The following is an 11,927-nucleotide window of genomic DNA, read 5'->3' on the forward strand; positions in this document are numbered from 1 at the left end:
GCGGCTAAGGCTTTTTGGCCACGGCGGCCCAGATGTTGCTCTCGGCACTCGGCGGGACGACGCTGTCGGGGCCGGCGCGCCACTCGGCCACCGGAACTATGCCGGGATCGACCAGGTCCAGGCCGGTGAGGAAGCGGGCCACCTCGGACCTGGTGCGGAAGCGGAAGTCCACGTTGTGCGCCTGGTTGGTGGCGTTGGCGGCATCCACCTGTTCCTGCGGCCAGAAGTCGCCGGTCGCGTGCGAGATCACCAGGTAGCTGCCCGAGGGCATGGCGTCGAAGATGGTGCTGATCGCCGGATAGGCGACCGCGTCGTCGGTCACCAGGTGAAGCACGGCGATCAGCATCACGGCGACCGGCTCGGTGAGGTCGAGCGTCTCGGTGAGCTCCTTGGCCTCCAGGATGGCGCCGGGGTCGCGGACGTCGGCGTCAATGTAGGCGGTGCGCCCCTCGGGGGAACTGGTCAGCAAGGCTCGGGCGTGGACCAGCACCAGCGGATCGTTGTCGGTGTAGACGACCCGGGCCGCCGGCGCGATCCGCTGCGCCACCTGATGGGTGTTGTCGGCCGTGGGCAGGCCGGTGCCGATGTCGAGGAACTGGCGGATGCCGGCGTCGGCGGTCAGGAAGCTGACGGCCCGGCCCAGGAACTGACGGTTCATCCGGCACGTCAGGCGGATGGACGGCACCCGGGCCTCGAGGGCGTCACCGTACGCCCGGTCGGCCTCGAAGTTGTCCTTGCCGCCGAGCCAGTAGTCGTAGACGCGTGCCACGTGGGCCTTGCTGGTGTCCAGGCCGACGGGCGGCCTCGGCTCCTCCATGGCGAGCTCCGATCGGTCGGCGGGAACACAGTGGACCATGGCAACGGGCTGTCACTGTATCCCTCGATCGGCCGCGATGATTTCGCGGAGGTGCCGTCAATCGGATTCGGCGCGGCCCTGGCGCCAGTAACCCATGAAGGCGACCGAGCGGCGGTCCACGCCGCACTCGATGACGAGGTGGCGGCGCAGCGACTTGATCATCGCGGCCTCGCCGGCGAGCCAGGCGTAGAAGCGGCTCACGTCGGCCGGCTCGGGCACCTCCCAGAGGATGCCGGCGTCGACGTCGACATCCTCGAGCTCGTCCGCGGGCGCCGGGGCCCGATCGCCGAGCAGCCGCCGGACCGCCGCGCGCATGGCCGGGACGAGCCGCTCGCCGTGCGGGGCGCCGTTGCGGGCCAGCCACGTCACGCGTACACCCGGTGGCGCCGTGATCTGCAGGGCGTCCTCGTCGGCCGGTACCTCCAGCAGGGCCTCGCCGCGGGCGTCGGCGGGCAGGCCGGCCAGGATCGAGGAGATGGCCGGGACCGCGGTCTCGTCGCCACCGAGCAGGAGGCACTCGGTCCGGGCGGGCGGGCGGAAGTCGACGCCGCCGTGGGCGCCGTCGTGCTCGGCGTTCGGGCCCATCAGGCAGGCGGTCGACCCCGGCACCGCCGAGGCGGCCCAGCGGGAGGCGGGGCCGTGGACGCCGTGCAGGACCATGTCGACGTCGACCTCGCGCAGGTCGGGGCGGACCGCGCGGACGGTGTAGGTGCGGATCGGGTTGCGCCGCTCGTCGGGCAGGTCGCGCCACCGGGAGTACCAGTCGGGCCCGGCCGGGAAGTGGTCGTGGCCGCCGCCCGGCAGCGGCGGGATCAGCTTGATCCGCTGGTCGAAGCCGTTGTCGGCGAAATGATGCAGGTCGTCGCCGGTGAAGGTGACACGAAGGAAGCTGGGGCTCAGCCGCCGCACCTCGCGGACGGTCGTGGAGAAGATTCGCCACGGCGGGGGTGCGGTGGTGGTCACCGGGTCCTCCTAGGTCGGCAGCAAAGGCATGCCTAACCTAACCTATGCGCCCGGGCCGTGCGAGTAGCGGGTCAGGAACTGCAGCAGCGGCCGCAGCCCGGCGGGGATCGTGGGGTCTGCGACGGTGCCCTGCCAGCGCCGGCCGCCGCGCTCGATCATCAGGTCGTAGCTCATCAGGTCGGCGCCGGCGGGCGGGCCGGGGCGGGCCGCGCCGAGCCGGGACAGATCGATGGTGGAGACCAGCTGGACGAGCCGGGCCGCGTCGGCCGGCGGCAGGGTCGCGGAGTCGACCTGGACGTGCACCGGGCGGCCGGCGAAACCGCCGGAGCGGCGCAGCTCGGCGCGGACATGCTCGGACACGACGCCCTCCGATGGCAACGGTGGTGTTCGCGGCGACTTTCGCGGGTAAACAGGAATTATGGGTATTCCGAAGGCTGCGCCCGGCCAGGCGGTGGTCGGCACCGCCTGCTGGTCGTGCGGCGCACAGCTCTACAAGACGGTACCCCGCCGTCGCCGCGGGCCCGGACACGTGCTCTGGACCTGCGACGACTGCGGGGTGCTCTGGTCGGAACCCGCCGGCCCCTACTACACGACGCCCACCTCACGGAACGCCGAGCGCACGGTCTGAGCGGCGTTGCGGCCGACCTTGCCGTCGCGGGCGAGGATGCGCGCCTGCTCGGCGCAGACGTAGGCGCAGTCGCTGAACTGCGCGTTCGGCCACAGGTTGACCAGCGTGTTGAACCAGACCTGGGCGGCCGGGAAGGTGCCCAGCTCGATCGCGGTCAGGTAGAACGCCCGGTTGATGATGCCCGAGTTCACGTGCGGGTCGCCGCCGGGCACGTACCCGGACATGTCGGCGGCCTGCGGGTCCTTGCCGAGGATCGGGTTGTCGTAGGCGGTGCCCGGGTGCGACATCGAGCGGATCGCCTCGCCGTACAGCTGCTCCGCCATGACCTGCTCGCCGATCAGCCAGTTGTGCTCGCCGGCGTCCACCTTGTGCACCATCTGGTCCACGCACGAGCCGAAGATGTCGGAGAACGCCTCGTTCATCGCGCCCGGCTGGTCGGTGTAGACGAGCCCCGCCGTGTACTGGGTGACGCCGTGGGTCAGTTCGTGCGCGCAGACATCGACGTCCTTGGTGAAGTCGGTGAAAATCGTCTCGTCGCCGTTGCCGAACACCATCTGGGTGCCGTCCCAGAACGCGTTGTCGTACTGGTCGCCGAAATTGACGTTTCCGAGCAGCGTGAGGCCGGCATTGTCGATGGAGTCGCGCCCGAGAACGTCCCGGTAGAAGTCGCGGGTGGCGCCCAGCCCGTCATAGGCGGCGTTCGCGTTGGCGGCACCGACCGCGGGGTCGCCCTCGCCGCGGACCAGCGTCACGCTCGTGTTCCACTGGTGCTCGTCGTCGTAGATCTGCCGGTCGCCCTTGCCCGGGCGAGGCGGCGTGAGCGCGGCCAGACTCGCGGTGGCGGCGCTGCGCCGAGCCTGCCGCTGTGCCTGGGAGGCAAGGGCCGTGCGCTGCGCCGGCTCCGGGTCGATGCCGAGTTGGCGAGCATTCTTCGCAATATGGTCGATGATGTGCGCGGGAACGTAGAAACAAACCGGACCTGACATGTGCCTGCCCCTCGCCGGAGGAATTGATCCACCTACATTTCGCCGATTCGCGGGCGCGGGCTGTCAATTCTTGAACAGTCGGTACTGTCAATTTTTGAACAAATCGGCGACCAGACTTGAATGGCTCAAAGGAGCGGCGGCTCGGCAAGTTCGGCGAGCCAGTCGGCGACCGCGGTGCGGAAGCCGGGGTCGACCGGGACGGCCGGGTCGGCCAGGGCGCGCTGCCAGGCGAGGGCCTTGGACACTCGGGTGACCCGGCAGGCCAGTGCGGCCGCGCGACGCAGGTCGGGCAGCGGGGCCAGGTCGGACCAGGGCTCGAGGTAGGCATCCCGCAGGCGGTCGAGATCGGGCGCTCCCGGCTCGAGCCCGAGCAGGTGGGCCGCAAAGCCGATGGCGACCAGCAGGGAGCCGAACGGGTGCGCCACGCTCGAGTCGCCCCAATCGAAGAACCGGAAGCCGTCGGGTGCGGGGAAGACGTTGGCGTCGGTCAGGTCGTCGTGCTGGAGGGTGGCGGAGATGCCGTCGGCGGAGAGCTCGGCGCACCAGTCGGTGACATCGGGGGCGACCCTGTCCACGGCGGCCCGGCGTGCCGGGCCCAGGTCGGCCTGGACCTGCGGATCGGCCAGCAGGGCGGCGAGGCGGGTGGGGAGGTGCTCGGGGCGGTGATCGGGGACGCCCAGGGCCAGCATCTCGGGAGTGTGCGCGGCCAGGTCACGCTGGAGCGCCGCGTAGGACTGCAGCATCGCCGCCCAGGTCGGCAGCAGGCGGTCCCCGGCCACCACCTCGCGCAGGGTGGGGCCGGCGTCGGCGGTCAGCAGCCAGCCCCGGGACGCGTCGACGGCCAGGGGTGCGAGCACCCGGCCGGGCGCCCAGGTGGCCAGCGGGACGGTCAGGCCGGCCTCGTAGGCGCACTCCGGAGTGTTCGCCTTGAACCAGGCGACCCCGGCCGTCGTCGGCACCCGATGGGTCACCGACCAGGGCCGCACCCGGACCTCTTCGATCGCGCCGACCGGGGGCATACCGCCCTCGGCGAGCCGTTCGGTCACCCACGCGTGGGCGGACTCCCGCCACCGTGGATCGTCCCAGGCGTTGGCCCGCACCGTGTCCATCGCCGCAACGATAGGGCTCGCCCCGCCCGCGGCGCCTCCCGATTTCCGGCTCGAGTTGCAGCTCAGCCCGCAGCGGGCGGCACGGGGCCGGGACGGCAGCGAGATCGCCTGGAGCGGCGGGGACCGGACCGGCCGCGTACGGCAAGGGCCTTTGAAGCGGAACGCCGAGGGTGACCGTCGGTCGAAGCCGCCCATGATCGGTGTCGATGTTGCGGCGAGATTTCCGGGAGACTGTGGACACGGGATTGGCGGGCATCTATCGTGAGCGATACCGCCGACAATCGAAGCGCTTCGACACGGACCTGAAACACGTCCCGCGGAAACGTGGCCTTCGAAAATCTGGCCTGCTCGCGTTCCTCGCTGAGCGGGTTATTTGCCGTTCCTGAAAATCGAGGAGAATCGCCCATGCGAAGGCGTTTCCTACCGGTTCTGGCGGCCGCTCTGCTGCTGGCTCCGGCCATTCCGGGCGCCGCGCACGCGGACCCGGCCTATCCGTTCCGTGATCCACATCTGCCGCTCCAGGCGCGCGTCGACGACCTGGTCGGGCGGCTCACGCTGGACGAGAAGATCTCGCTGCTGCACCAGTATCAGCCGGCCATCCCGCGGCTGGGCATCAACCTTTTCAAGGCCGGCACCGAGGCGCTGCACGGCGTGGCGTGGTCCAACGACCTCGACAACGGCGGCGCGGTGGTGCAGGCCGACGGCACGTCGTTCGCCCAGCCGGTCGGGCTCGCGAGCACGTGGGACACCGGCCTGATCACCCGGGTCGGCTCGGCGGTGGGCGACGAGGCGCGCGGCTTCAACGCGAAGAACCCGCGGGTCTTCGGGCTGAACCTGTGGGCGCCCGTGGTGAACCTGCTGCGCGATCCGCGGTGGGGGCGCAACGAGGAGGGCTACTCCGAGGATCCGTTGCTCACCGGCGCGATCTCGACGGCGTACGGCGCAGGGCTGGAGGGCGGCGACCCCGACCACCTCAAGGCCGCACCGACGCTGAAGCACTACCTGGCCTACAACAACGAGGTCGGCCGGGACGTGACCTCGTCGAACGTGCCGAACCGGGTGCTCAACGAGTACGACCGGGCGGCGTTCCAGCCGGCGATCAGCGCGAACGCGGCAACCGGCGTGATGGGCTCGTACAACCTGACCAACGGGCGCCCGAACACGGTGAACCCGGACCTGGCGACGCTCGAGCGCGGCTGGAGCAAATACCCGCTGTTCAACGTCTCGGACGCCTACGCGCCGTACAACCTCACCGGCTCGGAGAAGTACTACGCGACCCAGGCCGAGGCCGACGCCGCGGTGATCAAGGCGGGGATCAACTCGTTCACGGTGGACGACGCCAACGGGACGCCGACCGTCACCGCGATCAAGCAGGCGCTCGACCAGGGGCTGCTCACCGAGCACGACATCGACGTGGCAGCCGGGCAGGCGCTGAGCATCCGCTTCCGGCTCGGCGAGTTCGACCCGGGCGGCGGCCGGTATGGCGGTATCGGGCCGGATGTGATCAACAGCCCGGCCAACCAGAAGCTGTCCCGGCAGACCGCCGACGAGGCGATGGTGCTGCTGAAGAACTCGGACAACGCGCTGCCGCTGAAGCCGGGCGGCAAGGTCGCGGTGGTCGGCCCGCTCGGCGACACCCTTTACAGCGACTGGTACGGCGGGAAGCTGCCCTACCGGGTGACCGCCGTGGACGGGATCAAGGAGCGCGCCGGCAGCGTGGTCAGCTCGACCGGATCCGACCGGATCGCGCTCAAGGACGTCGCCACCGGCAAGTACGTGACCGCGACCGGCACCACCGACGCGGACGCCGTCAGCGTCTCCGGAACCGAGGCCACCACGGCCGCGCAGTTCGACGCGGACGACTGGGGGCAGGGCGTGCTCACCCTCAAGAACGTCTCGAACGGCAAATACCTCGGCTACAACTGGGGGCCGTTCGTCACCCGGGACGACCAGCCCAACGGCTGGTTCGTGCAGCAGCAGTTCAAGCTCGAGGCGCAGCCGGACGGGACGTTCGCCATCAGGTACGCGGGCTACGAGACCTTGGAAAGCTGGTTCGGGCCGAATCGCTACCTCACGGTCGATGCCGCCGGCAAGCTCGCCCTGGGCTCGCCGGACGCCGCGGGCGCCGCGAAGTTCAGCAAACAGGTGCTGCGCAGCGGCATCGACGAGGCGGTCGCCGCGGCCAAGTCGGCCGACACCGCCGTGCTGGTGGTGGGCAGCCAGCCGTTCATCAACGGCCGGGAAGCGCACGACCGCACCACGACGGCGCTCGGCGCCGGCCAGGAGGCCCTGGTCAAGGCGGTGCAGGCGGTCAACCCGCACACGATCGTCGTGCTGCAGACCAGTTACCCCGACACGATCACCTGGGAGCAGCAGCACGTGCCGGGGATCGTGTGGACGACGCACGCCGGCGCGGAGACCGGGCACGCGATCGCGGACGTGCTCTACGGCTCGTACAACCCGGCCGGGCGGCTCTCGCAGACCTGGTATCAGAGCGACCGCCAGCTGCCGGCCGACCTGCTCGATTACGACATCATCACCTCGAACCAGACCTACCTCTACAGCCGGCAGAAGCCGCTCTACCCGTTCGGGTACGGCCTGTCGTACACGTCCTTCAGGTATGGCAAGCCGGTGCTCGGCAACGGCCGGGTCACCTTCACCGTCACCAACACCGGCAGGCGGGACGGCGACGAGGTGGTCCAGCTCTACACCCACCAGCGCACCTCGCGGGACCGGACGGCGGTCAAGCAGCTGCGCGCCTTCGACCGGGTGCACCTGGCGGCCGGGCAGACGAGGACCGTCAGCCTGAGGCTGACCGCCGACGACCTCAAGCACTGGGACGTCACCCGCGGCAGGTGGGTGGTGGAGACCTCGGCGTACGACGTCATGATCGGCTCTTCGTCGGCCGACATCCGGCAGTCGATCACCTGGAACGTGCGCGGCGAGACGATCCCGGCGCGGGACCTGTCGAAGGTCACGCGGGCGGAGAACTTCGACGCGTACGCCCCGGCGGTCAAGCTCGTCGACGAGTCGAAGGCGTCCGGCACGGCGGTGGGCTCGTCGGCGGCCGGCGACTGGATCGCCTTCAAGGACGCCGATCTGCGCGGCGGCACGACCTTCACCGCCAGCGTCGCGGCCCTTTCCGCCGGCAGGATCGAGATCCGCCTGGACTCGCCGGCGGGCCGACTGCTCGGCACGGCGGCCGTTCCCGCGACCGGCGACGTCTACCGGTATGCGACCACCACCGCCGCGCTGGCCTCGGCTCACCTCGGCGGGCACCACGACGTCTACCTCGTGTTCGGCGACGCGCTGCGCGTGTCCACATTCTCCATTCGGTGAGAGGGGAACCCGCCCGCCCGCCTGGTCAGCGGGCGGGCGGGTCACCGATCCTTCCGCCCTCGAGGGAGTCTGCATGAAGTTTCGCCGCATCCTGCTCGCCCTTGCCTTGACGCTCGCCGGCCTGGTGACGATCGCCGGGCCGTCCGCCGCGGCGCCGGGGCACCGCGTGACGTACGACCGATATTCGCTGATGCTCGACGGGCGACGCATCGTTCTTTCGGCAGCCGAGTTCCACTACTTCCGGCTGCCCTCGCCCGACCTCTGGAAGGACATCCTGGAGAAGGAGAAGGCGGCCGGCTTCACCGCGATCTCGGTCTACTTCTCCTGGGCGTTCCACTCGCCCGCGCCCGGAATATACGACTTCACCGGCGTCCGCGACGTCGACCGGCTGCTGCGCACGGCCGAGCAGGCCGGGCTGTACGTGATCGCCCGGCCCGGACCGTACATCAACGCCGAGACCAGCGGCGGGGGCTTCCCGGCCTGGCTCAAGACGGTGCCCGGGCGGGCGCGCAGCAGCGACGCCGGCTACACCGCCGCGTACCACGACTGGCTCGCGCACATCAACCCGATCCTCGCCCGGCATCAGGTGACCCGCGGCGGGTCGGTGGTGCTCTACAACGTCGAGAACGAGTACCAGGTGAACACCGACCCGGTGTACATGCAGGACCTGCAGGACACCGCGCGAGCCGACGGCATCGACGTGCCGATCACCACCAACGACTGCTGCGACGCCGGATCCTGGTCGTCGACCTGGGGGTCGGGGCCGGGCGCGGTGCAGATTCCGGGCGTGGACGACTATCCCCAGTCGTTCGAATGCCAGAACGCCTCCAGCGTCTGGGGGCCGTGGGGCGCGGGCGTCACCGAGCGGGTGCGCGACGACGCCCCGGTGTTCGCGGCCGAATATCAGGCCGGCGCGATCGACTCGAACAACGCCGGATACGACGCCTGCCGGGACCTGACCGGCGTCCAATACACCAAGTACTTCCAGAAGGGGAATGTCGTGCTCTCCGGGGCGACGGCGTTCAACTACTACATGGGGTTCGGCGGGACGAACTGGGGCTGGCTCGGTCAGCCCAACGACGTCTACACCTCCTACGACTACGGCGCGGCGATCGACGAGGCGCGCCGGCTGACGCCGAAGTACTTCGAGTACAAGCGGCAGAACTACTTCCTGCAGGCGGTGCCGGCTCTTGCCAAGACCGATCCCGCCACCGCGCCGGTCGCCGCCGGGCTGGAAACCGCAGCAAGGACAAACCCCGATTTGGGTACGCAGTTTGTCCTGGTCCGAAACGGCTCCACGGCGCCGGTCTCGTCGACGCTTTCGTGGAACGGGCACACGCTGCCGCTGACGCTTCCCGGGCACGACGCGAAAGTCCTGGTGGGCGGATTCGACCTGGGCGGGCAGCGGCTTGTCGCGTCGACCTCGGAGCTGCTGACCACGGCGTACATCAATCGGGATGTCGCGGTTCTCTACGGTTCCGAAGGAACGCCGGGGACAACGGTGCTGCGCTATTCGTCGGAGCCGGTGGTCAAGGTGCTCGACGGGACGGTCGCATCGTCGTACGCGAATGGGGATCTGCGGCTCGACTACACCCATCACGGGTTGGCCCGCGTGCTGATCAGCGGTGGGGGACACCGGCCGCTGCTGCTTCTGCTCGGCACCGATGACGCGGCCGGCTCGTTCTGGCGGGCCGACACGGCCGCCGGGCCGGTTCTGGTGCGGGGCACTGCTCTGCTGCGGTCGGCATCGGTGTCGCACGGGACGGTCTCGTTGCGGGCGGACACCTCGTCGGCCGGGGCGATCGAGGTGTTCTCGCCGGCCGTCCGGGTCGTGGTCAACGGGGAGCCGGTCGTCACCCGTACGTCGGAAAGCGGTTCGCTGGTCGGTGGTCTGCCCGGCCCGCGGAAGGTTTCGTTGCCGGCTCTCGGCGGCTGGAAACAGCGGGGCGAGGCGCCGGAAGCGCAGCCGGGCTTCGACGACTCGCGGTGGACGGTGGCCGACCGGACGAGCAGTCTGAGCACGTTCCCGCCGCTCACCCAGCCGGTGCTGTTCAGCGACGAGTACGGCTACCACGCGGGCAGCGTCTGGTATCGCGGCCGGTTCACCGCCTCCGGGAACGAGACGACCGTGTCACTCAACGCGATCACCGGCAAGCGAGGCAACTACCTGGTGTGGCTGAACGGGACGTACCTGGGCAGCGCGGTGGGTGGCGTGCAGGCCGACTCGGACGTGCCGGCCAACCCGTCGCCGGGGGCCGGGAAGTTCACCATCCCGGCCGGCCTGGTGAAGCCGGGCTCGACGGCGGTGCTGTCCGTGCTGGTGCAGAACATGGGCAACAACGACGACTGGACGGCCGAGGACAGCCGGTTCCGGCAGCCGCGCGGGCTGGTCGGCGCCGCGGTCGACGGCGTACCTGCAATCTCCTGGAAGATTCAGGGGCAGGCCGCGGTGGACCCGGTTCGGGGCGGGCTCAACAACGGCGGCCTGTACGGGGAGCGCACCGGCTGGACGCTGCCGGGCTACCCCGACCGGTCCTGGCAGCCGGCCACCCGGGCGGTGCCGGGCGGGGTGAGCTGGCTGCGGACCGGCTTCGCGCTCGACCTGCCGCGGGGGCAGGACACGTCGGTCACGCTGCGCTTCGACGGGGCGATTCCCGAGGGTTACCGGGAGCAGATCTTCCTCAACGGCTGGAACCTCGGCGAGTACGGCGCGGCGATCGGCCCGCAGACCTCGTTCGTCCTGCCCGCCGGCCTGCTGCACCAGAACGGCCGGAACACCCTCGCGATCGCCGTGATCGCCGAGCGGCCATCGACCGTGACCGTTCCGCATCTGGCGGTCGCCGGAACCCAGCGCGGAGGTGTGCCGGTACGCGACGTCCCAGCTTGATCAATTAGGCGGTTAGGATTCCTGGCGAAGGGCGCATGATGGAGCGCGACCGGGTCACGTGGGGAGGGCCGATGCCGACGATCAACGACGTCGCCCGGGCGGCCGGGGTGTCGCCGAGCACGGTGTCGTACGTGCTGAGCGGCCGCCGGCCGATCTCCGCGCAGACCCGGGCCCGGGTCCAGGCCGCCATCGCCGAGCTCGGCTTCCACCCGCACGCCGGCGCGCGGGCGCTCGCGAGCAGCAAGACCAACGTCGTGGCGCTCGTGGTGCCGCTGCGGGTGGACGTCAACGTCCCGGTCATCATGCAGTTCGCGACCGCGGTGGTGACCGCGGCCCGCACGCACAACCACGACGTGCTGCTGCTGACCAAGGACGAGGGCACCGCCGGGCTCGAGCGGGTGGCGCACTCGACGATGGTCGACGCGCTGATCGTGATGGACGTCGAGAAGCACGACATGCGCATCCCGGCGCTGCGCCGGCTCAAGCAGCCGACCGTGCTGATCGGCCTGCCCGACGACCCGGCCGGCATCGTCTGCGTCGACCTCGACTTCGCGGCCGCGGCCCGGGAGACGCTGCGCCACCTGGCGTGGCACGGTCACCGCCGGATCGCGCTGGTCGGGCCGTCGCCGGCGGTCTACCGGCGGGGGACCAGCTATGCCGACCGGTTCCTGGCCGGGTTCACGGCGGCGTCCGGGGAGTTCGGGCTGGAGACGATGACCCACCCGTGCGAGCCGGGTCAGGACGGGGTACGCACCTGCCTCGCCGACATCGACGCGGAGCTCGACGGGGTGACCGCGCTGGTGGTGCACAACGAGGAGGCGCTGCGGCCGCTGCTCGACCAGTTGCGGGCGGCCGGGCGGCGGGTGCCGGAGGACATCTCGGTGGTCGCGGTCTGCCCGCGGGACGTGGCCCTGTCGATGCCGATCGAGCTGACCTCGGTGGACATACCGTCGCACGACGTGGGCGGCCTGGCCGTCGAGACGGTCATGAAGCTGCTCGACGGGCGGCACACCGAGCCGGTGCGGCTGCTTCCGCCGACTCTCGTCGAGCGGGAGAGCTGCGCGGCCCCGGCGGCGGTGCGGTAGGAACACTCACGCCGAGGCGTCCTCGGTGCTTCCGCCGACCCTCGTCGAGCGGGAGAGCTGCGCGGCCCCGGCGG

9 protein-coding genes are annotated in these 11,927 nt (G+C 70.6%); 4 read left to right on the forward strand and 5 right to left on the reverse strand.

The genetic code is table 11. The annotated features are described in order from the left end of the window. Positions 1-4 precede the first annotated feature (4 nt). From ODJ79_RS42410 to ODJ79_RS42420, 3 genes are all read right to left on the reverse strand, one after another. On the reverse strand, positions 5-817 hold the full coding sequence (locus ODJ79_RS42410; protein WP_263029388.1) for an SAM-dependent methyltransferase: 813 nt from the start codon (positions 815-817) through the stop codon (positions 5-7). 96 nt (positions 818-913) lie between these two features. Then, complete coding sequence (locus ODJ79_RS42415) at positions 914-1,819, reverse strand: siderophore-interacting protein (RefSeq protein ID WP_263029389.1); 906 nt, start codon at positions 1,817-1,819, stop codon at positions 914-916. A 42-nt stretch (positions 1,820-1,861) separates the two neighbouring features. Next, positions 1,862-2,179 carry a protealysin inhibitor emfourin gene (locus ODJ79_RS42420; protein WP_263029390.1) on the reverse strand — a complete coding sequence of 106 codons (318 nt, stop codon included), beginning with the start codon at positions 2,177-2,179 and terminating at the stop codon, positions 1,862-1,864. 58 nt (positions 2,180-2,237) lie between these two features. Between ODJ79_RS42420 and ODJ79_RS42425 the strand changes: the two genes are divergently transcribed. Beyond that, on the forward strand, positions 2,238-2,447 hold the full coding sequence (locus tag ODJ79_RS42425) for a hypothetical protein (protein ID WP_263029391.1): 210 nt from the start codon (positions 2,238-2,240) through the stop codon (positions 2,445-2,447). On the opposite strand, the gene ODJ79_RS42430 is transcribed toward ODJ79_RS42425, so the two are convergent. Further along, positions 2,405-3,433 (reverse strand): M4 family metallopeptidase, encoded by a 1,029-nt coding sequence (locus ODJ79_RS42430; protein ID WP_263029392.1) that lies wholly within the window; start codon positions 3,431-3,433, stop codon positions 2,405-2,407. The genes ODJ79_RS42425 and ODJ79_RS42430 overlap by 43 nt on opposite strands. 125 nt (positions 3,434-3,558) lie before the next feature. Continuing rightward, entirely contained in the window at positions 3,559-4,542 is a 984-nt protein-coding gene (locus ODJ79_RS42435; RefSeq protein WP_263029393.1) for an aminoglycoside phosphotransferase family protein, read from the reverse strand. Positions 4,543-4,947: 405 nt separating this feature from the next. On the opposite strand from ODJ79_RS42435, the gene ODJ79_RS42440 reads away from it, so the two are divergent. The 3 genes from ODJ79_RS42440 (at position 4,948) to ODJ79_RS42450 (ending at position 11,853) form a co-directional block, all read left to right on the forward strand. Beyond that, the gene (locus tag ODJ79_RS42440; protein ID WP_263029394.1) at positions 4,948-7,881 is read left to right on the forward strand and encodes a glycoside hydrolase family 3 protein; all 2,934 of its coding nucleotides are present in this window, start codon (positions 4,948-4,950) and stop codon (positions 7,879-7,881) included. Between the two features lie 73 nt (positions 7,882-7,954). Continuing rightward, positions 7,955-10,768, forward strand: coding sequence for a beta-galactosidase (locus ODJ79_RS42445; protein ID WP_263029395.1), 2,814 nt, complete (start codon positions 7,955-7,957; stop codon positions 10,766-10,768). Positions 10,769-10,839: 71 nt separating this feature from the next. Beyond that, entirely contained in the window at positions 10,840-11,853 is a 1,014-nt protein-coding gene (locus ODJ79_RS42450) for a LacI family DNA-binding transcriptional regulator (RefSeq protein WP_263029396.1), read from the forward strand. Positions 11,854-11,927: the final 74 nt, after the last annotated feature.

It is taken from the genome of Actinoplanes sp. KI2, from assembly GCF_025630775.1.
Classification (GTDB): domain Bacteria; phylum Actinomycetota; class Actinomycetes; order Mycobacteriales; family Micromonosporaceae; genus Actinoplanes.

Coding starts and splice junctions, on each gene's coding strand:
- ODJ79_RS42410 (WP_263029388.1), bottom strand. CDS start 817: ATGGAGGAGCCGAGGCCGCCCGTCGGCCTGGACACCAGCAAGGCCCAC.
- ODJ79_RS42425 (WP_263029391.1), top strand. CDS start 2,238: ATGGGTATTCCGAAGGCTGCGCCCGGCCAGGCGGTGGTCGGCACCGCC.
- ODJ79_RS42430 (WP_263029392.1), bottom strand. CDS start 3,433: ATGTCAGGTCCGGTTTGTTTCTACGTTCCCGCGCACATCATCGACCAT.
- ODJ79_RS42435 (WP_263029393.1), bottom strand. CDS start 4,542: ATGGACACGGTGCGGGCCAACGCCTGGGACGATCCACGGTGGCGGGAG.
- ODJ79_RS42440 (WP_263029394.1), top strand. CDS start 4,948: ATGCGAAGGCGTTTCCTACCGGTTCTGGCGGCCGCTCTGCTGCTGGCT.
- ODJ79_RS42445 (WP_263029395.1), top strand. CDS start 7,955: ATGAAGTTTCGCCGCATCCTGCTCGCCCTTGCCTTGACGCTCGCCGGC.
- ODJ79_RS42450 (WP_263029396.1), top strand. CDS start 10,840: ATGCCGACGATCAACGACGTCGCCCGGGCGGCCGGGGTGTCGCCGAGC.